This window comes from Ruegeria sp. CF4 (assembly GCF_056537345.1).
The window spans coordinates 315,353-337,379 of record NZ_JBQFRJ010000004.1; the positions used below are offsets into that span (position 1 = coordinate 315,353).

23 protein-coding genes are annotated in these 22,027 nt (G+C 58.2%); 11 read left to right on the top strand and 12 right to left on the bottom strand.

The window, feature by feature from the left end:
• Positions 1–20 precede the first annotated feature (20 nt).
• The 4 genes from ACR0NF_RS12200 to ACR0NF_RS12215 form a co-directional block, all read right to left on the bottom strand.
• Positions 21–863 carry a DMT family transporter gene (locus ACR0NF_RS12200; RefSeq protein ID WP_480470560.1) on the bottom strand — a complete coding sequence of 281 codons (843 nt, stop codon included), beginning with the start codon at positions 861–863 and terminating at the stop codon, positions 21–23.
• Positions 864–1,043: 180 nt separating this feature from the next.
• Positions 1,044–2,684, bottom strand: a complete 1,641-nt coding sequence (groL, locus tag ACR0NF_RS12205) for a chaperonin GroEL (protein WP_480778322.1) — start codon at positions 2,682–2,684, stop codon at positions 1,044–1,046.
• 54 nt (positions 2,685–2,738) lie between these two features.
• The gene (gene groES / locus ACR0NF_RS12210) at positions 2,739–3,026 is read right to left on the bottom strand and encodes a co-chaperone GroES (protein WP_039523824.1); all 288 of its coding nucleotides are present in this window, start codon (positions 3,024–3,026) and stop codon (positions 2,739–2,741) included.
• 153 nt (positions 3,027–3,179) lie between these two features.
• The gene (locus ACR0NF_RS12215) at positions 3,180–3,854 is read right to left on the bottom strand and encodes a DUF2161 domain-containing phosphodiesterase (protein WP_480470562.1); all 675 of its coding nucleotides are present in this window, start codon (positions 3,852–3,854) and stop codon (positions 3,180–3,182) included.
• Between the two features lie 91 nt (positions 3,855–3,945).
• Between ACR0NF_RS12215 and ACR0NF_RS12220 the strand changes: the two genes are divergently transcribed.
• The 7 genes from ACR0NF_RS12220 (at position 3,946) to ACR0NF_RS12250 (ending at position 10,006) form a co-directional block, all read left to right on the top strand.
• Positions 3,946–4,926: a TraB/GumN family protein gene (locus tag ACR0NF_RS12220; RefSeq protein WP_480484977.1), complete on the top strand. Its 981-nt coding sequence runs from the start codon at positions 3,946–3,948 to the stop codon at positions 4,924–4,926.
• Positions 4,927–5,024: 98 nt separating this feature from the next.
• Positions 5,025–5,945: a manganese-dependent inorganic pyrophosphatase gene (locus ACR0NF_RS12225; protein WP_480484976.1), complete on the top strand. Its 921-nt coding sequence runs from the start codon at positions 5,025–5,027 to the stop codon at positions 5,943–5,945.
• 143 nt (positions 5,946–6,088) lie between these two features.
• The gene (locus ACR0NF_RS12230; RefSeq protein ID WP_480484975.1) at positions 6,089–6,964 is read left to right on the top strand and encodes an HAD family hydrolase; all 876 of its coding nucleotides are present in this window, start codon (positions 6,089–6,091) and stop codon (positions 6,962–6,964) included.
• Between the two features lie 101 nt (positions 6,965–7,065).
• Positions 7,066–7,509, top strand: coding sequence for a MaoC family dehydratase (locus ACR0NF_RS12235; protein WP_480470566.1), 444 nt, complete (start codon positions 7,066–7,068; stop codon positions 7,507–7,509).
• Positions 7,510–7,569: 60 nt separating this feature from the next.
• Positions 7,570–8,502 (top strand): bifunctional riboflavin kinase/FAD synthetase, encoded by a 933-nt coding sequence (locus tag ACR0NF_RS12240; RefSeq protein ID WP_480470567.1) that lies wholly within the window; start codon positions 7,570–7,572, stop codon positions 8,500–8,502.
• The gene (locus ACR0NF_RS12245; RefSeq protein ID WP_480470568.1) at positions 8,499–8,972 is read left to right on the top strand and encodes a YcgN family cysteine cluster protein; all 474 of its coding nucleotides are present in this window, start codon (positions 8,499–8,501) and stop codon (positions 8,970–8,972) included. The genes ACR0NF_RS12240 and ACR0NF_RS12245 overlap by 4 nt, the downstream gene beginning before the upstream one ends.
• Positions 8,972–10,006: a threonine aldolase family protein gene (locus ACR0NF_RS12250; RefSeq protein WP_480470569.1), complete on the top strand. Its 1,035-nt coding sequence runs from the start codon at positions 8,972–8,974 to the stop codon at positions 10,004–10,006. Before ACR0NF_RS12245 ends, ACR0NF_RS12250 begins: the two co-directional genes overlap by 1 nt.
• Before the next feature lie 82 nt (positions 10,007–10,088).
• Here ACR0NF_RS12250 and ACR0NF_RS12255 read toward each other — a convergent pair whose 3' ends face one another.
• A complete protein-coding gene (locus tag ACR0NF_RS12255; RefSeq protein WP_480470570.1) occupies positions 10,089–10,691 on the bottom strand; it encodes a DsbA family protein in 603 nt (200 codons plus the stop codon).
• A gap of 108 nt (positions 10,692–10,799) precedes the next feature.
• Between ACR0NF_RS12255 and ACR0NF_RS12260 the strand changes: the two genes are divergently transcribed.
• Entirely contained in the window at positions 10,800–11,819 is a 1,020-nt protein-coding gene (locus tag ACR0NF_RS12260) for a ribose-phosphate pyrophosphokinase (RefSeq protein ID WP_480470571.1), read from the top strand.
• Between the two features lie 15 nt (positions 11,820–11,834).
• Positions 11,835–12,284 (top strand): ribose 5-phosphate isomerase B, encoded by a 450-nt coding sequence (gene rpiB, locus ACR0NF_RS12265; protein ID WP_480470572.1) that lies wholly within the window; start codon positions 11,835–11,837, stop codon positions 12,282–12,284.
• A gap of 11 nt (positions 12,285–12,295) precedes the next feature.
• On the opposite strand, the gene ACR0NF_RS12270 is transcribed toward rpiB, so the two are convergent.
• The 7 genes from ACR0NF_RS12270 to ACR0NF_RS12300 form a co-directional block, all read right to left on the bottom strand.
• Complete coding sequence (locus ACR0NF_RS12270) at positions 12,296–12,646, bottom strand: H-type lectin domain-containing protein (RefSeq protein ID WP_480470573.1); 351 nt, start codon at positions 12,644–12,646, stop codon at positions 12,296–12,298.
• A gap of 114 nt (positions 12,647–12,760) precedes the next feature.
• Positions 12,761–13,171, bottom strand: a complete 411-nt coding sequence (locus tag ACR0NF_RS12275) for a F0F1 ATP synthase subunit epsilon (RefSeq protein ID WP_480470574.1) — start codon at positions 13,169–13,171, stop codon at positions 12,761–12,763.
• Between the two features lie 12 nt (positions 13,172–13,183).
• Positions 13,184–14,608: a F0F1 ATP synthase subunit beta gene (atpD, locus tag ACR0NF_RS12280; protein ID WP_170588732.1), complete on the bottom strand. Its 1,425-nt coding sequence runs from the start codon at positions 14,606–14,608 to the stop codon at positions 13,184–13,186.
• Between the two features lie 18 nt (positions 14,609–14,626).
• The gene (locus ACR0NF_RS12285; RefSeq protein ID WP_480658510.1) at positions 14,627–15,505 is read right to left on the bottom strand and encodes a F0F1 ATP synthase subunit gamma; all 879 of its coding nucleotides are present in this window, start codon (positions 15,503–15,505) and stop codon (positions 14,627–14,629) included.
• A gap of 12 nt (positions 15,506–15,517) precedes the next feature.
• Entirely contained in the window at positions 15,518–17,056 is a 1,539-nt protein-coding gene (atpA, locus tag ACR0NF_RS12290) for a F0F1 ATP synthase subunit alpha (RefSeq protein WP_480470576.1), read from the bottom strand.
• Positions 17,057–17,617, bottom strand: coding sequence for a F0F1 ATP synthase subunit delta (locus ACR0NF_RS12295; RefSeq protein WP_480658511.1), 561 nt, complete (start codon positions 17,615–17,617; stop codon positions 17,057–17,059).
• Positions 17,618–17,919: 302 nt separating this feature from the next.
• Positions 17,920–18,654, bottom strand: a complete 735-nt coding sequence (locus ACR0NF_RS12300; protein WP_480658512.1) for a class I SAM-dependent methyltransferase — start codon at positions 18,652–18,654, stop codon at positions 17,920–17,922.
• A 61-nt stretch (positions 18,655–18,715) separates the two neighbouring features.
• On the opposite strand from ACR0NF_RS12300, the gene gloB reads away from it, so the two are divergent.
• Both gloB and clpA read left to right on the top strand, forming a co-directional pair.
• Entirely contained in the window at positions 18,716–19,483 is a 768-nt protein-coding gene (gene gloB, locus ACR0NF_RS12305) for a hydroxyacylglutathione hydrolase (RefSeq protein WP_480470579.1), read from the top strand.
• A gap of 174 nt (positions 19,484–19,657) precedes the next feature.
• Positions 19,658–21,982, top strand: coding sequence for an ATP-dependent Clp protease ATP-binding subunit ClpA (gene clpA / locus ACR0NF_RS12310; RefSeq protein WP_480470580.1), 2,325 nt, complete (start codon positions 19,658–19,660; stop codon positions 21,980–21,982).
• Positions 21,983–22,027 lie beyond the last annotated feature (45 nt).

Here is a 22,027-nt window from a genome sequence, read left to right on the forward strand (position 1 = left end):
ATCGGGGGGCGAGAAAACCCCTAGCCACGGTTCAGGCGCAACACTGCCAGCGCGATGCCTCCCAAAACCAGTCCTGCGCCTATCAGCAGGCGCAGGCTTGCCACTTCGCCCAACAGCACCACACCGGCCGCGATGGCAACAACCGGAACGCTCAGCTGTACGATCGCGGCCACAGCAGGGGCCAGTTGGGGCAGAACTCGGTACCAGAGCGCATATCCCATCCCCGAAGTGACTCCGCCGGATAAGGCGGCAAGACCGTATCCCACCAAGGTCATCTGCCATGCGTCCCCCAAAGCGAGCAGAGCCAATCCTGTGACCGGAAGCGCCACGACGAAATTGGCCGCCGTTCCGGATAATGCATCAGGTTCGGATCGCCCGACTATCGAATACACCGCCCATCCGACCCCGGCAGCCACCATAAGGCTGGCCCCCAACAGATCGACGCGCAACGCGCCAGTGGGCCAAAGCACATATGCCAACCCGCCCAGCGCTATGACCGCCCCAAAAACCTGCCGCTTCGTCGGGGCCGCGCCGGAAACTGCCCCTATCGTGAACATTGTGATCTGAACCACGCCGAACAGGATCAGCGCCCCAAGCCCCGCATCAAGCGTCAGATACGCAATCGAAAAACCGATCATATAGAGCGACAACGATCCGGCCCCGGTAAAACGTCGACGACTTAGAACGGGAAGCGACCCCTTCCGCAGAGCCACCAGCGCCACCAACACAATTGCGCCTGACAACACCCGAACAATGGCAAATCCCGCCGGATCACTTGCACCAATATCAATGGCAAGCCGATTCAGGATCGAATTCGCCGCAAAGGCACACATGGTCAGAGCAGTAAGCAAAAACAGTCGCATCTCGACCGCATAGCGGTTTCAGCGTGGTTTGCACACTCACTTTCCCGCAGGCAGAAGCAGCCCTGCTGTTCTTCTGATCAGAAATGCATCCACCCGAGTCATGCCCGAGCAGAAGGCATTCCAAATGAAACGGGGCCGCCCGAAGGCGACCCCGTCGATAAGCACAAAGGCTTAAGCAGCTTACATCATGCCGCCCATGCCGCCCATGTCGGGCATGCCGCCTGCAGCAGGTGCGTCTTTCTGCGGCTTGTCGGCAACCATTGCTTCGGTAGTGACCAGCAGACCAGCAACCGATGCCGCATCTTCCAGAGCGGTACGGACAACTTTGGCCGGGTCAATCACGCCGAACGAGAACATGTCGCCATATTCTTCAGTCTGCGCGTTGAAGCCGAACGATACATCGCCGGATTCACGGACTTTGCCCGCAACAACCGCACCGTCAACACCTGCGTTCTCGGCGATCTGGCGCAGCGGAGCTTCGATGGCTTTGCGAACGATGTTGATACCGGCGTCCTGATCAGCGTTTGCGCCTTTCAGAGCTTCCAGTGCTTTACCGGCCTGAACCAGAGCAACACCGCCGCCCACAACAACGCCTTCCTGCACAGCAGCGCGGGTCGCGTTCAGAGCATCGTCCACACGGTCCTTACGCTCTTTCACTTCCACTTCGGTCATGCCGCCGACGCGGATAACAGCAACACCGCCTGCCAGTTTGGCAACGCGTTCCTGCAGTTTCTCGCGGTCGTAATCCGACGAGGTTTCTTCGATCTGAGTGCGGATCTGGCCAACGCGGGCTTCGATCTCGGCTTTCTCGCCAGCACCGTCGACGATGGTGGTTTCGTCTTTGGTGATCTCGATCTTCTTGGCGGTGCCCAGCATGTCCATGGTGACAGACTCGAGCTTCATGCCCAGATCTTCCGAGATGACCTGACCGCCGGTCAGGATTGCGATGTCCTGCAGCATGGCTTTGCGGCGATCGCCGAAGCCCGGTGCTTTGACAGCAGCAATTTTCAGGCCACCACGCAGTTTGTTGACAACCAGAGTTGCCAGCGCTTCGCCTTCAACATCTTCCGCGATGATCAGCAGCGGCTTCTGCGACTGGATCACCTGCTCGAGCAGCGGAACCATCGGCTGCAACGAGGACAGTTTCTTTTCGTGCAGCAGGATCATGCAGTCGTCGAGTTCTGCGATCATCTTGTCTGCGTTGGTGACGAAGTAAGGCGACAGGTAGCCACGGTCGAACTGCATACCTTCGACAACATCGGTCTCGGTTTCCAGACCTTTGTTTTCTTCGACGGTGATAACGCCTTCGTTGCCAACTTTCTGCATCGCGTCTGCGATCTGCTGGCCGATTTCAGCTTCGCCGTTGGCCGAGATGGTGCCAACCTGAGCAACTTCTGCCGAGTCTTTGACTTCGCGCGATGCGTCTTTGATGCCTGCAACAACTTTGGCAGTCGCCAGATCGATGCCGCGCTTCAGGTCCATCGGGTTCAGACCCGCTGCAACCTGCTTCAGACCTTCGCGAACGATTGCCTGTGCCAGAACGGTTGCAGTGGTGGTGCCGTCACCGGCTTCGTCGTTGGTGCGGCTGGCGACTTCTTTCACCATCTGCGCGCCCATGTTTTCGAACTTGTCTTCCAGTTCGATTTCCTTGGCAACCGAGACACCGTCTTTGGTGATGCGCGGCGCGCCGAAGGATTTGTCCAGAACCACGTTGCGGCCTTTGGGGCCCAGGGTCACTTTAACAGCATCGGCCAGGATGTTCACACCTGCCAGCATGCGGTTACGGGCATCGGTGTCGAACTTGACGTCCTTTGCAGCCATGTCGTTTCTCCTTGAGAAAATGTATTGGAATGAAGATCAGAGAAAGCGCGCGGCTTACTCGATGATCCCCATGATGTCGCTTTCTTTCATCATCAGCAGCTCTTCGCCGTTGACCTGAACCTCAGTGCCCGACCATTTGCCGAACAGGATCTTGTCACCAGCTTTAACAGCCATTGCGATCAGTTCGCCGCTGTCCTTACGTGCGCCTTCGCCGGTTGCAACGACTTCGCCTTCGCTGGGCTTTTCTTTTGCGCTGTCGGGAATGATCAGGCCGCCTGCGGTTTTCTCTTCGCTTTCGGTACGGCGAACCAGCACGCGGTCATGAAGCGGTTTCAATGCCATCTTTGCAGCTCCTTGGGCTCAAAGTTTGTTTATCCTCCCCTCGCCGACTGACGAGGCGTTAGCACTCGACCCTTGCGAGTGATAACGACGCATAGCTAGGGGGTCCAAATCCGTGAGTCAACAAGCTGTGAAGGATTTTTCTGACCTAATGGCTCAATCAGTTTGTTCCCAGCTATAGGCCCAGTGCTTCAGCCCCTCCTGCCCGGCCTCAGACAGACAGTAGACGCCCTTCTCGACCTTATCAAACCAGCCATAGTGGTTTTCGCGCATTAACCGGGTGGCCGAGGGCACTCCGGTCGCCACCGCAACCTCAGCGCCCTTTGTCGCGCCACATTCTGCCAGATGGGCCGCACATTTCAGCGCGTCCTGACGGTAAGCCGTGACAATCCCGTGTCGCGTCGCCCCGCCCGCATTGGGGTCGCCTTCCAACCGGTCGAACTCACGCAGCAGGCGCGCAACCTTGGACTTGTTTTTGCGCGGGGCGTAGGGACCGGGGTCACACTGGACTTCAACCGCGCCATCCGCGCGCACAGTGATCAACCCCAACCCAAGGCGTCGGCAAAGCGCAAGATTGTCTTTTAATGCTCGTCGCGCACTGCGTCCGGTTGGCTTGCACACCCCCAGATACACCTGATCCGTCAACTTCAGGCGTGCAATCGCCTGATGGAACAGGGCAAGACTGAACCGCAGCTTGAGCTCAACGACCACGGGCTCTTCACCCTCGCGAATGGCGACGATATCGGCCGCACCCACCTCACCCTTCACGGCATAGCCTTGCCGCTCCAGCAATGCTTTGATCGGGGGATAGAGGTCTTGCTCGCGCTTCATGCCGCCATGCTATGCGGTTTCGCGCGGATTGCCAGCCGTCAGAGACAAAGATAAGTCTTGAACGAAGTGCCCGCCCCAGGAAAGAGACCCAATGCGCCTGCTCAGCCTCTGCTTTAGTCTTCTGTTGCCCCTTACGGCCCACGCCGCCTGCGAAGGGCGTGATCTGCGGCTCGACCTCGCGCCCGAAACCAAAGCCAAACTGGAACAAACCCTCAGCGCCATTCCTTTCCCGGAAGGCAACCATTGGATTGCCCGGAAAGGCGACACCGTTCTGCATCTGATCGGCACCTTGCACACAAACGATCCTCGCATGGAGGCAATTGTTGAACGCCTCACACCAACCCTCAGCACCGCAGATGCCTTCTATTTCGAAGTCACAAAATCAGAAATGGATGCGTTCGAACGCGATCTGGCCGACGACTTCAGCCCGGTGCTGATTACCTCCGGCCCCACGCTGGTCGATCTTATGACCGCGGAAGACTGGGCCGCGCTGTCAGCCACCCTGGCCGAACGCGGCATTCCAAGCTGGATGGCGGCCAAGATGCGCCCTTGGTTTCTGAGCATGATGTTGGGAGTTCCGCCCTGCCTCATGTCCACGCCCGATTTTGACCGTGGCATGGATACGCGCCTGACCGAGCTGGCCGAGGCGCAAGGCATCCCGCAATTCTCGCTGGAACGGATCGAAGACCTGATCGCAATGTTCGACAGCCATCCGTTGGAAGAACAGGTGGCCTCGCTGACCCGACTCGCCGGTGCGATGCAGGCCGAAGATGATCAGATGATCACAATGGCCAACGCTTATTTCGACGAACAGCATGCCATGATCATCGAGCTTGCCAAGCTTCAGGGGTTCGAAGCCTCGGGGCTGACAGTGGAAGAATTCAATGCCGAGTGGGAAAGCTTCGAAGACCAACTCCTGGTGCAGCGCAACGCCAACTGGATGCAGAAGATTCTGAAACTGAATGATCAGACGGTCGTGATCGCCGTCGGTGCCGGGCACCTGAGCAACAAGTTCGGCTTGCTAAACCAACTGCAAGAGGCCGGCTACACATTGGAACGCGCCACTTTCTGAGATTTCAGACCAAGGGTCGCAGCCAGCCCCGTTCCGGGTGACAAGTGGAATTCTTCGCCCTATAAGGCGCGCAATTCCACATTCCTCAGGACACTGTCATGACAATCCAAGTTCTTGGTCACAAATCCCCCGATACCGATTCGACCGGCTCGCCCATCCTCTGGGCCTGGTATCTGAGCGAAGTCAAAGGCGAAGCGGCCACTCCGGTTTTGCTGGGTGAGCCCAATACCGAAGCCAACTTCATGCTCCAGCGCTGGGACCTGCCCAAGCCGCAGATCATTGAAGACGTGGCCGAAGATGCCCCGGTCGTGATCGTAGACACCAACAACCCCGCTGAGCTGCCCGCCAGCATCAACAGCGCCGACATCCGCGCCATCATCGATCATCACAAGCTGGTCGGTGGGCTGGAAACCAAAGGCCCCATCGATATCACCGTGCGCCCGCTGGCTTGCACCGCGACCATCATGATCGACCTGATCGGCGACGATGCAGCGAAAATGCCTGACGCCATCAAAGGTGCTGCGCTGACCTGCATCCTGTCGGACACGCTGGAGTTCCGCTCGCCCACCACCACCGCACATGACCGCGCCGTGGCCGAGAAACTGGCCGCCGATCTGGGTCTAGACGTATCGGCCTATGCGGCTGATATGTTCGCTGCCAAATCGGATGTGTCCTCGTTCTCGGACGCCGAACTGATCCGTATGGACAGCAAGGAATACGAAGTCGATGGCACGAAGTTCCGCGTCTCGGTGCTGGAAACCACCGCACCGGGCGTTGTTCTGGACCGCAAAGACAGCCTTGCGGCGTCCATGATCGACGTCGCCAAGGAAGACAACGTCGATCAGGTCTTGCTATTCGTTGTCGACATCCTGAACGAAGAAGCCACCCTGCTGGTTCCCAATGATCTGGTTAAAGCCGTCGCGGAAAAAAGCTTCGGGGCATCGATCAATGGCGATGCCGTCGTGTTGCCCGGCATCATGAGCCGGAAAAAGCAAATTATCCCGAACCTCAAGGTCTGAGCCCAATCCCAAAGGCGCCCAATCGGGCGCCTTTTTCTTTTGCGAAGCTCTGCCTCGCCCGGGGGCAGAGCCCCCTCTGGCCAAACATGGCAAGCTCTGCCATAGGCTTAGGTAAATCGCCTTCCCTGCCAGATGAGGGGCCAATGACCCAGATTATCTCTTCCCTTGCCGAATTCTCTGACCGTTACAAAGCGCTGTTTGTCGATCTTTGGGGGTGCGTGCACAATGGTATCACCGCCTACCCCGAGGCGGTTGCGGCCTTGCAGGCTTATCGGCAAAAGGGCGGTGTTGTGGTATTGGTCACAAACTCACCCAAGCCACGTGCGGGGGTGGCCGATCAGTTGGCACAATTCGGTGTGCCGATTGACGCCTATGACACGATTGCCACCAGTGGTGACTCGGCACGATCTGCGATGTTCCGGGGCGCAGTCGGCGAAAAGGTCTATTTCATGGGAGAATGGCAACGGGATGCCGGTTTCTTTGAGCCGCTGAAAATTCTGGACCATCCCATCCATATCGAACGAGTCCCGCTGGATGAAGCGGAAGGCATCGTATGCTGTGGCCCGTTTGACCCTATGGCCGATCCGGCGGTAAACCGGCCTGACTTTTTATATGCGAAGCAGAAGGGCATGAAACTGCTCTGCGCCAATCCTGATATTGTCGTTGATCGCGGTGAAACCCGAGAGTGGTGTGCAGGCGCCTTGGCGCGGCTTTATACCGAGATGGGCGGTGAGAGCCTTTATTTCGGCAAACCTCACCCTCCGATCTACGATCTCGCACGGCGTAGGCTTACGGAACTTGGCGTTGATATTGGCGATTCCGAGATTCTGGCAATTGGCGATGGCCCACAGACCGACATCGCTGGCGGGATGGGCGAAGGTATCGATACTCTGTTCATCACTGGCGGGCTGGCGGCAGCAGAGACCAAAACGTCGCACCACCCGGACGAAGATGCCTTAAGATCCCATAACGAAAAAGAAAACATCAATCCGACCTTCTCAATCGGGCGTTTGCGCTGATCAAAAAAGACTTGATTTTCTGCAGTTGCGAAGTAATAAAGTTGCCGAAGGGCGGCTTCTGATGGTCTTTTGTTGCCCGCACGATCTCGAATGAGGGTAGCATGTTGGACAATCTTCCGCGCGGAACGATATGTATCGAAGACATCGAAATGGGCATGACCCGGCACCTGCGCAAAGTGGTGACGGACGAAGATATCGAGATGTTCGCCCAGGTGTCGACGGATCGTAACCCGGTGCATCTGGATGATGACTATGCCCGCGACACGATCTTTGAAGGCCGGATCGCGCATGGCATGCTGACCGCAGGACTGATCTCGGCCGTGATCGGAGAGCAGCTGCCCGGCCATGGCACCGTCTATATGGGACAGTCGCTGAAATTCCTTGCACCTGTCCGCCCTGGCGACATGGTCTATGCCGAAGTGAAAGTGATCGATATCGACTTTTCCAAGCGCCGCGTGAAGCTGGATTGCCATTGCGCCGTTGATGGCAAGAAAGTGTTAGTTGGCGAGGCGATGGTGCTGGCCCCAAGTCGGAAGTTCGACTGATTATCAAACCCATCTGATCTGCGACTTGAACCTGCCCGACACTCTCGTTAGGCAATCCTCATGCAGATCATACGTGACTTTCAATTTGTTGAGCCGGAAGACCGCGGCGCAAGTGTCGCTATCGGGAACTTTGACGGGGTCCATCTAGGGCACCAATCCGTCATCCAGCTGGCGCGCGAGGCTGAACCGACCGCGCCATTGGGTGTGATGACATTCGAGCCTCATCCACGCGAATATTTCGCTCCCGACGCCCCGCCCTTTCGCCTGATGCGGGGAAATGCACGGGCGCACCGGCTGCAGAAGCTGGGGGTGCAGAAGCTTTATGAGTTGCCGTTCAACGCAGCCTTGGCGGGGCTGACACCGGAGGAATTTGCGCGAAATGTGATTTGTGACGGACTGGGCCTGGCGCATGTGGTCGTAGGCGCCGATTTCTGCTTTGGCAAAGGGCGGAGCGGCACACCGCAAGATCTGCAGCGGTTCGGCGATGAGATGGGCTTTGGCGTCACGATCGCTCCGTTGATGGAGCGGTCGGAGAATGTGGTCTCGTCCACCGCAATCCGGACGGCGCTGTCCGAAGGTCGCCCGCGCGACGCTGCCGCGATGCTGGGGCATTGGCATCGTATCGAAGGCGAAGTCGTCGGGGGCGAACAGCGCGGGCGCGAGCTGGGATTCCCGACCGCAAATATGTCAATCGAGGGGCTGCATCCGCCGAAATTCGGGGTCTACGCAGTTTTGGTAGATGTTCTCGATGGTCCACATCAGGGCAGCTATCGTGGGGCGGCGTCGGTTGGGACACGCCCCATGTTCCATGGGGAAGTTCCCAATATCGAAACCTTCCTGTTCGATTTCTCAGGCGACCTCTATGGCGCGACCCTTTCGGTGGGGTTGGTCGATTACCTACGGCCCGAAATGACCTTTGACGGCCTTGATGGGCTGATCGCCCAAATGAATGACGATTGCGCCCGCGCGCGCGCGCTTCTGGCCGCTCAATGACCAAGGACCCCATCGACCGAGACGGACTGGCCCCGCGCTTCTGGGAGCGCAAGCCACTGCAGAAGATGAACCCACGCGAGTGGGAAGCACTGTGCGACGGCTGCGGCAAATGTTGCCTCAACAAGCTGGAAGATGAAGACACCGGCGAAGTCGCGCTGACCTGCGTCGCCTGCCGTCTGCTGGATGATGAAAGCTGCCGCTGCACGCAATATGACATCCGGCATCAATTCGTGCCCGAATGCATCGTGATGCGCCCCGACAACATCGACAGCCATGCCTATTGGCTGCCGCAGACCTGCGCCTATCGTTTGTTGTGGGAGGGGAAACCTCTTTACGATTGGCACCCGTTGCTGTCAGGTACGCCGGACAGCGTTCATGCCGCAGGCATTTCCGTGCAGGGACGTACCGTGTCTGAATTCGAAACCCCCTTGGAAGAGTGGGAAGATTATATCATCGAGGAGCCGAGCTGATGCATTTTGCCTCTGACAATTCCGGGCCCGTTCATCCCGAGGTTCTGGCCGCGTTGGCGGAAGCCAATCAGGGCTATCAAATGGCTTATGGCGCGGACGTTCTGATGAACGAAGTGCGCGACCAAATCCGAGGAATCTTTGAAGCCCCCGGCGCGGCGGTATATCTGGTGGCTACGGGAACAGCGGCAAATTCACTGGCTCTGGCCACATTGTCTCAGCCATGGGAAACCGTCTTTTGCTCGCCAGTGGCACATATCCATGAGGACGAATGCAACGCGCCGGAGTTCTATAGCGGGGCCAAGCTGACCCTCGTGCCCGGTGAGGACAAGATGGCCCCTGAGGCTTTGCGCCGATCTGTCGAAGGCGAAGAAACCCGTGGCGTGCACGGGCCGCAACGCGGGCCGGTTTCGATTACGCAGGTAACTGAGCGTGGATCGGTGTATTCGCTGGAAGAGCTGCAGGCGCTTTGCGGGGTAGCCAAGGAGTATAACCTGCCGGTCCATATGGATGGCGCGCGGTTCACCAACGCTTTGGTCGCGTTGAACTGCTCTCCGGCTGAGATGACATGGAAATCCGGTGTGGATGCAGTCAGTTTCGGTGGCACCAAGAACGGGTTGATGGGTGTCGAAGCAGTGGTGTTTTTCGACGAAAGCAAAGCCTGGGAATTTGAGCTGCGACGCAAACGCGGGGCGCATCTGTTTTCCAAGCACCGCTATCTGTCGGCACAGATGGCGGCCTATCTGCAGGATGATCTGTGGCTACGCTCGGCGCGGCAGGCGAATGCCAATTGCGCACGTTTGGCTGACGGGCTGCGCGCCGCCGGGGCTGCGTTTTTGCATGAGCCTCAGGCCAACATGATTTTTGCACGTTTCCCACGCAGTCTGCATCGCAAGTTGCATGACGCAGGCGCGGTATATCACTTTTGGGGTGATACACTGGAGGGCGCAGATGAGGATGAGATGTTAGCCTGCCGTCTGGTTTGTGACTGGTCCACACCGGCGGACCAGATCGATCAGTTTCTGGCCTTGCTATAGGGGGTCGGCGGCCCTGCCCCCATCGCAGCAAGTTGCGATTCCCCCGAGGTATTTTTAGCCAGATGAAGCAAGCGGGGTTGGACTAGCCCTTCAGCGTTGCGAGGTGACGGTCGAGGTCGTCGAGGCGGTCCTGACCCCAGAACCTTTGATCATCAGGCGTAATATAGAACGGCGCGCCGAATACACCGCGGTCCACGGCTTCTTCAAGATTGGCTGCGTAGGTTTCAGCCCCCGCCAGCAGGCCGGTATCGGCCAGTTTCGGGTCGAAGCCTGCCTGTGTCAGGCAGTCTCGGATAACGCTGTCTTCGGCGATGTCTTTTTCCTCGGCCCAGCAGGCACGCAGGAAAGAGTGGCATAGCTGCCCTACATCGCCCGAACCATCCTGAACGGCAGCGATCACAGCATACGAGGACGGCGCCATATTGGTCGGCCAATGGGCTGGTTGCAGGTTGAAATCCATGCCCAGCGTCTTTGACTGGCGCAGCAGTTCCTGCGCGCGGTATTCGATGCGCGAGATATGACGGTCCTTGGGTGGGGTGCCACCGGTCCTGCCGAACAATGCGATGATATCAAGTGGTTTGTAGTTGATCGTTGCGCCATGTTTGGCGGCGACCTCTTCCAGCCGTGTACCTGCCAGATAGGAATAGGGCGAAATTGTCGCAAAATAGTAGTCAATCTGGGTCATGTGTACTTTCTCCGCTGCGTTATCTTTGCGGGACGGTAAGGCCATGCTAAGCGGTGTCAACATCACGAATCTGTCACATTGCCATTGCTGCCCGGGGATAATCAGCCGATGCCGACACTGCACGAACCCAAGCTCATTGCTGGGAACGCCAATCTTCCGCTTGCCGAAACCATTGCCCGCCGCATGAGCCTGCATCGCGGCGTCGATCAAGGTCTGGTCGAGGCGCGCGTCGAACGGTTCAATGACGGCGAGATCTTCGTCGAGGTGTTCGAGAATGTGCGCGGCGAGGATATGTTCATTATCCAGCCGACTTCGAACCCGGCCAATGACAATCTGATGGAACTGTTGATCATCGCCGACGCCTTGCGCCGCTCTTCGGCGGCACGCATTACTGCTGTCATCCCTTATTTCGGCTATGCCCGTCAGGACCGCCGCACCAAAGCGCGTACGCCGATCAGCGCCAAGCTGGTTGCCAATATGCTGACCGGCGCCGGGATCGAGCGTATCCTGACCATGGATCTGCACGCCGCGCAGATTCAGGGCTTTTTCGATATGCCGGTCGACAACCTCTATGCCTCGCCGATCTTTGCGCTGGATGTGAAAAAGCAGTTCAAGGATCAAATGGATGACCTGATGGTGGTGTCGCCCGATGTCGGCGGTGTGGCCCGCGCCCGCGAATTGGCCAAGCGCATCAACGCACCCCTGTCGATTGTGGACAAGCGCCGCGAAAAAGCGGGTGAGGTCGCCGAAATGACCGTAATTGGCGACGTGAAGGGCAAGATCTGTCTGATCGTCGACGATATGTGCGACACTGCTGGCACGCTTTGCAAGGCGGCCCAAGTGCTGATCGACAATGGGGCCAAAGAGGTGCACTCGTATATCACCCATGGTGTCATGAGTGGCCCAGCGGTTGAACGCGTTACGAATTCGGTGATGAAATCACTGGTTCTGACAGACTCGATTCAGCCGAAGCCAGAGGTCGCGAATGCCCCCAACATTCGCATCGTACCCACGGCTCCGATCTTCACGCAGGCCATCCTGAATATCTGGAACGGGACAAGCGTCTCCTCGTTGTTTGAGGATAAGACACTGACGCCGATCTACGAGTCGCTTTACCACATGGACTGAGCAGGAGGCTAAAACGTGACCGGGAAAAACCGAATTGTTCTGTCCAGTGACCACGCTGCGATTGAATTGCGTCAGGCCATCGCCAACCATCTGACGCCGCAAGGCTGGGAGGTTGTCGATATCGGTCCGACGACACCTGAAAGCACGCATTACCCCCTGCACGGCAAAGCCGCGGCCGAGGCGGTCGCCTCGGGCGATTGCCAGTTGGGCATCATTCTCTGTGGTACCGGACAGGGTATCATGATGGCCGCCAACAAAGTGCCGGGCATCCGTTGTGGCGTATGTTCAGACACGTTCTCGGCCCAAATGATCCGTCAGCACAACAATGCCAACATGCTGTCGATCGGCGCGCGCGTCATCGGCGAGGGACTGGCGCTGGATATCGTAGATGCGTTTCTGTCGGCCGAATTCGAAGGCGGTCGTCATGCAACCCGAGTGGACATGATCGAGGCGCGGGGCGATTAACGCCCTGCCCCTCAGGAAATGTCCCAGTCGTCCGGGTGCTTTACCTCGCCCATTGCAGTCCACGTGACTCGGATACGTGCGATGCGCGTGTCTGACCAGGTCCGGAAAACGGCATTGAACCCTTCGGATGTGACGTCCTTGGCCTGAACTTCCGCCCGCAACGCCGAGGACGTGTCGACATCCCACAGCGACACACCGATCTGAACAATAGGGATCGAGCGGAAAGGTTCGCTGAACCAGATCGCCGCGCACCGCTCACGCGCGCCTTCTCCGGTCCACATATTTCCGCCATCGGCGAAGTCCGAAAACAGGACTTCTTCGCCTTGATCAATGCCGATGGGGTGTGTCAGAAATTTCTTCATTCTGTCGTCTTTTCTTGCAATTTCCGCACCTTAACCTGCGGCTATGACGAAAGCACGACAAAAAACGGCCCCGCAATCGCGAGGCCGTTTCAATGCATAGATTGTCATGAACCTTTACAGGCTCATATGCGTTCCAAGGGCTTCCATGTCGGCCAGCAGCTTGGCGGCGTCGTCGACGATGGTCTGATCATCGCCTTCCTTTGCCGCCTCGTGCGAAGCGCGGGCCTCAGCGATCAGGTCGTCCAGATGCGACCGGGTCACTTCGGCAACCGGAATGGCCTTTTCGGCCAGAACTGACAGGCCATCGCCGTTGATCTGGGCAAACCCGCCGGTGACCAGGTATTCGCTGGCTCCTTCGGGTGCCTCAACCTTCAGCAGACCGGGGCGCAGCGTTGTGATGGTAGGGGCATGGTCGGGCATCGCCGTCATGTCCCCGTCCGCGCCGGGAATCTGGACCGCGGTAACCGCGAGCGAAGCTAGGCTCCGCTCGGGGCTGACGAGGTCGAATTGCATCGTGTTTGCCATCAGGGATACTCCTTAGGCGGCTTCTGCTGCCATCTTCTCGGCTTTGGCGATCACTTCTTCGATGCCACCAACCATCAGGAAGGCCGCTTCGGGCAGGTGATCGTATTCGCCAGCCACAACGGCTTTGAACGACGAGATGGTGACTTCCAGAGGAACCTGAACGCCCGGCGAGCCGGTGAAGACTTCGGCCACGTCGAACGGCTGCGACAGGAAGCGCTCGATCTTACGGGCACGGGCCACGGTCAGTTTGTCCTCTTCCGACAGTTCGTCCATGCCGAGGATGGCGATGATGTCCTGCAGCGACTTGTAGCGCTGAAGGATCTGCTGAACGTCGGTCGCGACCTTGTAGTGCTCTTCACCCACGATGGCCGGGTCGAGCAGGCGCGAGGTCGAGTCGAGCGGGTCAACCGCCGGGTAGATACCCTTTTCCGAGATCGCACGGTTCAGAACGGTGGTCGCGTCCAAGTGGGCAAACGAGGTTGCCGGCGCAGGGTCGGTCAAGTCATCCGCAGGCACGTAGATCGCCTGCACGGACGTGATCGAGCCCGACTTGGTCGAGGTGATGCGTTCCTGCAGGGCGCCCATGTCGGTGGCCAGCGTCGGCTGGTAGCCCACCGCCGAAGGAATACGACCCAGCAGAGCCGAAACCTCGGAGCCCGCCTGCGTGAAGCGGAAGATGTTGTCGACAAAGAACAGAACGTCGGTACCGGATTGGTCGCGGAACTGCTCGGCCAAGGTCAGACCGGTCAGAGCAACACGCGCACGCGCTCCGGGAGGTTCGTTCATCTGACCGTAAACCAGGGCTACCTGCGATTCCGACAGGTTGTCCGGCTTAATAACGTTCGATTCGATCATCTCGTGGTACAGGTCGTTCCCTTCACGGGTCCGTTCACCAACACCCGCGAACACCGAGAAGCCCGAGTGCACTTTTGCGATGTTGTTGATCAGTTCCATGATCAGAACGGTTTTACCAACGCCGGCGCCGCCGAACAGGCCGATCTTACCGCCTTTGGCGTAGGGGGCCAGCAGGTCAACAACCTTGATGCCGGTTACCAGAACTTCCGACTCGGTCGACTGTTCGTCGAAGGTCGGTGCTGGCTGGTGGATCGCGCGGGCCTCAGATGCTTCAACCGGGCCTTTTTCGTCGATCGGTTCACCAACCACGTTCAGGATGCGGCCCAGGGTGGCGTTACCAACCGGAACCGAGATCGGTGCGCCAGTGTCGGTGACTGCCTCGCCACGAACCAGACCTTCGGTCGCGTCCATCGCGATGGTGCGGACGGTGTTTTCACCCAGGTGCTGAGCAACTTCCAACACCAGGCGCTTGCCGTTGTTGGTGGTTTCCAGCGCGTTCAGAATTTCAGGCAGCTGATCTTCGAAGTGCACGTCGACGACGGCCCCGATGATCTGTGTGACTTTGCCTTTTGCATTCGCCATGTTTCGTCTCCGGTTTTCTTACAGCGCTTCGGCGCCGGAAATAATTTCAATCAGCTCGTTGGTGATCACGGCCTGACGCGAGCGGTTGAACTGGATCGTCAGCTTGTCGATCATCTCACCCGCGTTGCGTGTCGCGTTGTCCATCGCGGACATCCGTGCACCCTGTTCAGACGCTCCGTTTTCGAGCAGAGCCGAGAAGATTGCGGTCGCAACCCCCTTGGGCAGCAAGTCGGCCAGGATGGCCTCTTCGCTGGGCTCGTAGTCGAAAATGGCACCGCTGTCGTCACCCGTCGCTTCGTCTTCGAACGAGGCGGGGATGACCTGCTGTGCCGTCGGGATCTGGGTCACAACGTTGACGAACTTCGAGTAGAAGATCGTGGCAACGTCGAACTCACCCCCGTCAAAGCGGGACAGGACGTCCTTGGCGATGTCCTGCGCGTTGGAATACCCCAGACGCTTGACCTCGCTCAGGTCGATATGTCCAACGAACAGATCGCCAAAATCACGCTTGAGCGCGTCGCGGCCTTTCTTGCCGACGGTCAGAACCTTGACCGTCTTGCCTTTGCCGCGCAGCTCGTCCGCTTTGGCGCGGGCAAGCTTGGCGATGTTCGCGTTGAAGCCGCCACACAGGCCGCGTTCAGCTGTCATCACAACCAGCAGATGGACATCATCACTGCCCGTACCACGGAGCAGCTTGGGGGCGCTGTCGCTGCCCCCGACCGAAGCCGCCAGCCCCGCCATCACGGCATTGAACCGCTCGGCATAGGGACGCGAGGCTTCGGCAGATTCCTGGGCGCGACGCAGTTTTGCTGCCGCGACCATCTGCATGGCCTTGGTGATCTTGCGGGTCGATTTGACCGACTCGATCCTGTTTTTAAGGTCCTTCAGACTAGGCATCGGAACCTCCTATCAAGCGAAGGTTGCGGCGTATTCGTCGATCGCTGCCTTGATCTTGTCGGACGCATCACCTTTGATCTTCGGATCTTCGTCAGTGAGCCACTGAAGCAGGTCGGCATGCTTGCCGCGCAGGTGCGCCAGCAAACCGGCCTCATAGCGGCCAACATCCGATACGTCGATCTTGTCGAGGTAACCGTTGGTACCTGCGAAGATGACGCAGACGATTTCCGCGTTGGTCAGCGGCGAGTACTGCGGCTGTTTCATCAGCTCGGTCAGACGCGCACCACGGTTCAGCAGCTGCTGAGTTGCGGCATCGAGGTCCGAACCAAACTGCGCAAACGCAGCCATTTCGCGATACTGAGCCAGTTCCAGTTTAACCGGACCAGCAACTGACTTCATCGCGTTGGTCTGAGCCGAAGAGCCCACACGCGAAACCGACAGACCGGTGTTCACAGCAGGACGGATGCCTTGGTAGAACAGTTCGGTTTCCAGGAAGATCTGGCCGTCGGTGATCGAGATCACGTTGGTCGGAATAAAGGCTGATACGTCACCACCCTGAGTTTCGATAACCGGCAGAGCGGTCAGCGAACCCGCACCGAAGTCCTCGTTCAGCTTCGCCGAACGTTCCAGCAGACGGGAGTGAAGATAGAAAACGTCACCAGGATAGGCTTCACGTCCGGGCGGACGGCGCAGCAGCAGCGACATCTGACGATACGAAACAGCCTGTTTCGACAGGTCATCATAGATGATCAGCGCGTGGCGACCGTTGTCACGGAAGTATTCTGCCATCGCAGTCGCGGCGTAAGGCGCCAGGAACTGCATCGGAGCCGGGTCGGACGCGGTCGCGGCCACAACGATCGAGTATTCAATCGCGCCGGACTCTTCCAGTTTCTTCACCAGCTGCGCAACGGTCGAACGCTTCTGACCAACCGCAACGTAGACGCAGTACAGTTTCTTCGACTCGTCGTCGCCTGCGGCTTCGTTGTAAACTTTCTGGTTCAGGATGGTGTCCAAAGCGACAGCGGTTTTACCGGTCTGACGGTCACCAATGATCAGTTCCCGCTGGCCACGGCCAATCGGGATCATCGCGTCAACCGATTTCAGGCCAGTTGCCATCGGCTCATGCACCGATTTACGCGGGATGATGCCCGGGGCTTTGACGTCTGCAACGCCACGCTTGGAGGCGTTGATCGGGCCTTTGCCGTCCAGCGGGTTACCCAGACCGTCAACAACGCGGCCCAGCAGCTCGTCACCAATCGGAACGTCCACGATCGAGTTGGTGCGCTTGACGGTGTCACCTTCTTTAATGTCACGGTCAGAACCGAAGATAACGACACCAACGTTGTCGCTTTCCAGGTTCAGGGCCATGCCCATGATGCCACCGGGGAATTCGACCATCTCACCCGCTTGCACGTTGTCCAGGCCGTATACACGGGCAATCCCGTCACCGACGCTCAGCACGCGGCCGATCTCGGCCACTTCCGCTTCCTGACCAAAATTCTTGATCTGGTCCTTCAGGATTGCAGAAATCTCTGCAGCTTGGATTCCCATTTATCCGACCTCTTTCATTGCATTCTGTAGGGAGTTCAGCTTCGAACGGATCGAGCTATCGATCATTTTCGAGCCCACTTTAACGACAAGACCGCCGATGAGGCTTTCATCCACGGTCGCATTGATAGTCACGGTCTTGCCCACACGCTCGGACAGCGTCTTGGACAGTTTATCCAGTTGTGTCTTGGTCAGCGCCTTGGCCGAGGCGACATCGGCGGTCACTTCGCCACGCTCTTCAGCAAGCATGTCGCGCAGGACCTGCACCAGCTGAGGTACAACAAACAGGCGGCGTTTCTGCGCCATCAAACCCAGCGTGTTGCGCAGGATTGCATGCAACCCCATCTTGTCCGCAACTGCTGTAATCGCGCCTTCCTGTTCGGCGCGGGAAACCAGAGGCGAGGCGATCAGGTCGCGCAATTCGGCGCTTTCGCCCAGAGCTGCTGACAGATCATTGATGCCGGTTTCCAGACCTGCAAGGTCATTATTCTCTTTCGCGATCTCGAAGATCGCAGTGGCATAGCGCTCGGCGATGCCTGTGGAAATCGAAGCTGGTTCGGACACGTCCACCCTTCCGATACTTTAGGCCCCGAAAACCGCGCGCGCGGCCACCCCGGGGGCGTGAAGAAACCCCGTCCATAAAGGGCGGGGATCAAAATCACCGGGGATGTAGCAGAGGTGTTCCAACCAAGCAATACGCTATAGCGGTAACAGAATTATCCACAAACCTTTAACTTTCAAATACTTACACCAAGTGCGACCCTTTGGACCGGTTACGGCAGTTGAAAAATGTTACGAATATGCAGGTTTTTGCGATTCCTGTGACTTTTTTTCCGCAATTTTTCCCTGTCGAACGGGTGGGATTGTCATGCAGGCTTCAACAAACCATCCAGCGCCTTGATCGGTCGTTTGGCGGTGTCCTTGGTCACACTTCCACTGGGCGGACGAATGAGTTTGCTGACCTCGACCATCAGCACCCCACCGGCCATGACCGTTGGAATACGCTGCCCGGTTTTTTCGATCAGGCTGCCGGACTTGAGCCAGAACCGACGGAAGGAAGGCGGCAGATATAGTGCCGAGCAATGGTTTTCCGGCACAAAGTGATGTGCCCGCAACTGGTTCTCAAGCTGTGTCGCGGAATATGGTCGCCCGAAACCAAAGGGCGTCTTGTCGGTTCGCGACCAGAGCCCGGCCCGGTTCGGTACCACAAACAATGCGCGGCCACCGGGACCCAGCACGCGCCAACATTCCTCAAGTAACTGACTTGGGCGACTCGACGTTTCCAAGCCATGCATGACGACCAGTTTATCGACATGCCCGGTTTCGATCGGCCACTTCGTCTCCTCCGTCAGAACTGAAACATTGGGCATTCCCGCGGGCCAAGGCATCACACCTTGTGGTCCTGGCATCAGACCGATCACGCGGCGGGCATCTGCCAGATACGGGCGCAACAAGGGGACAGCAAAGCCAAAGCCAACCACGGTCTGTCCCTTGGCTTCCGGCCACAGATCGACCAGCCGACCACGGATCGCCGCCTGCGCCGCGCGGCCCAGGGTGCTGCGATAGTAAAAGTTTCTTAGATCCTGCACATCAAGATGCATTGCGGACACCCGGTCAATCGGCTTAGCTGGGCGCAGTCTAGCAATGAAAGGGCAAAAGGCCATGCCTCTTGAGATCGTTACCGTCCCCTGCCTGAGCGACAACTATGCCTTTCTCGCCCATGATCCGGCCAGCGGCGAGACCGCACTGATCGATGCGCCAGAGGCTGCTCCAATTCTGGCCGAACTGAATGCGCGTGGTTGGCGGCTGAGTCACGTGTTGCTCACCCACCATCACTGGGATCACGTGGACGGACTGACGGGTATACTCGAGACACAGCCCGCGCGGGTGATCGGTGCCAAAGCCGATGAACACAGGCTGCCGCCGCTTGATCAAGCAGTGGTTGAGGGGGATACGTTCTATATCGGGGGTGAACCGGTCGAAGTACTGGATGTCCCGGGCCATACTTTGGGGCACATCGCATTCTACATGCCGAAAAGCGACGCTGTATTTACTGCAGACAGCCTGATGGCGCTGGGATGCGGGCGCTTGTTCGAAGGGGAACCGGCGCAAATGTGGGCCTCTCTCAGCAAGCTGGCCGCATTGCCCGATGAAACAATCGTGTGTTCGGGTCACGAATATACGCAATCAAACGCCAAATTCGCACTGACAATCGATCCTGACAATCCCGCCCTGCAGGATCGCGTTGCCGATATCAATCGTGCCCGCGCCGCCGGGGAACCCACTGTGCCCTCGCTTCTGTCGCTGGAAAAGGCCACAAATCCGTTTCTGCGCGCTGCTGATCCGGCGATTCAGGCGCATCTGGGCATGGAAAATGCTGACCCTGCGTCAGTTTTTGCTGAGATTCGTGCCCGAAAAGACCGCTTTTGAGCCGTTTAGGGCCCTCTTCATGGCCACGGTCACAGGAAATGTGACTGTCAAGTGCAAGAAAACCCTTGAAGCCGGGCCACGATCAACCAAACTCTAATAGTATGAGGACATGGTTGGGATGGGGATCCTGCCGATACTCGACCCCCTTCCGGCCCAATATAGAGGAGCACCCGCGTGCCTTCATTCTCGAGCACATTGGAACAAGCCATCCACGCGGCCCTTGCGGCGGCGAATGAACGGCGACATGAATTCGCGACGTTGGAGCACCTGCTGCTGGCGTTGCTGGAAGAACCCGATGCGGTGCGCGTCATGAAAGCGTGTAGCGTCGATCTGGATGAGTTGCGCAGCACGCTGGTCGAATTCATCGACGAAGACCTGTCAAACCTCGTGACCGATATAGACGGGTCCGAAGCGGTACCCACCGCAGCCTTCCAGCGTGTTATTCAACGCGCCGCGATCCATGTACAGAGTTCCGGCCGTACCGAGGTGACCGGGGCCAATGTACTGGTCGCCATCTTCGCCGAGCGCGAAAGCAATGCAGCATACTTCCTGCAGGAACAGGATATGACCCGCTATGACGCGGTGAACTTCATCGCCCACGGTGTGGCCAAAGATCCCGCCTATGGAGAGAACCGTCCGGTGACCGGCGCGGATGAAGCTGAGGATGAAGCTCAGACCACCTCGGGTGAGGCGGATCAGAAGGAAAGCGCGCTGGGTAAATACTGCGTCGACCTGAACGCCAAATCGCGCGCCGGGGATGTTGACCCGCTGATCGGTCGCTCGGACGAAGTAGAACGTTGCATTCAGGTGCTGTGCCGCCGTCGTAAGAACAACCCGCTGCTGGTGGGTGATCCGGGCGTAGGAAAAACCGCCATCGCAGAAGGTCTGGCACATAAGATCGTCGCCGGGGAAGCGCCTGACGTGCTGTCCGAAACCACAATCTACTCGCTGGACATGGGCGCGCTGCTGGCGGGCACTCGCTATCGCGGCGATTTCGAGGAACGGCTGAAGGCAGTCGTGACCGAGTTGGAAGATCACCCCGATGCAGTGCTGTTCATCGACGAAATCCACACGGTGATCGGTGCCGGTGCGACCTCGGGCGGCGCCATGGATGCGTCGAACCTGCTGAAACCTGCCCTGCAGGGTGGAAAACTGCGCACCATGGGCTCAACCACCTACAAGGAATTCCGTCAACACTTCGAAAAGGATCGTGCGCTGAGCCGCCGGTTCCAGAAGATTGACGTAAATGAACCCTCGGTCGAAGACAGCGTGAAAATCCTGCGCGGCCTGAAGCCGTATTTTGAAGAGCATCATGCGATCAAATACACCGCAGATGCGATCAAAACTGCGGTGGAATTGTCGGCCCGTTACATCAACGACCGTAAGCTGCCGGACAAAGCCATCGACGTGATCGATGAAGCCGGGGCGGCACAGCATCTGCTGGCCGAAAGTAAACGTCGCAAGACCATTGGCGTGAAAGAGATCGAGGCCGTTGTCGCCAAGATCGCTCGTATCCCGCCCAAGAACGTCACCAAGGATGATGCGGAGGTTCTGAAAGATCTCGAAACCTCGCTGAAACGGGTGGTGTTCGGTCAGGATGAAGCCATTGAGGCGCTGTCCAGTGCGATCAAACTGGCTCGTGCTGGTCTGCGCGAACCCGAGAAGCCCATCGGCAATTACCTGTTCGCTGGCCCAACCGGTGTGGGTAAGACCGAGGTTGCGAAACAACTGGCGGATACGCTGGGTGTGGAGCTGCTGCGGTTTGATATGTCCGAGTACATGGAAAAGCATGCCGTCAGCCGCCTGATTGGTGCCCCTCCGGGCTATGTCGGGTTTGATCAGGGCGGTCTGCTGACGGATGGCGTCGACCAGCACCCGCATTGTGTGCTGCTGCTGGATGAGATCGAAAAGGCGCATCCGGATGTGTTCAACATCCTGCTGCAGGTGATGGATCACGGTGAACTGACCGACCACAATGGCCGTACAGTGAATTTCCGCAATGTGGTTCTGATCATGACCTCGAACGCAGGTGCTCAGGAGCAAGCGAAGGCAGCTATCGGATTTGCCCGTGATCGCCGTGAAGGTGAGGATACCGCTGCAATTGAGCGCATGTTCACCCCGGAATTCCGCAACCGTCTGGACGCGGTGATTTCCTTCGCACCGCTTCCAAAGTCGGTCATCCTGCAGGTGGTCGAGAAGTTCGTCCTGCAGCTTGAGGCACAATTGCTCGATCGCAATGTGACCATCGATCTGACGCCGAAAGCCGCCGAATGGCTGGCGGACAAGGGCTATGACGACAAGATGGGCGCGCGTCCACTGGGCCGCGTGATCCAAGAGCATATCAAGAAGCCTCTGGCCGAAGAGCTTCTGTTCGGCAAACTGGCCAAAGGTGGCGTCGTCCGAGTCTCGGTCAAGAAAGGCGAGCTGAACCTTGAAATACTCGGCCCCGACCAGCCGCGCATTCCGGGTGATAAGCCGCCGCTGCTGACCGCGGACTGATTCAGAGACCTTAGAAACAAATAGCGCCCGCCCTTTCGGCGGGCG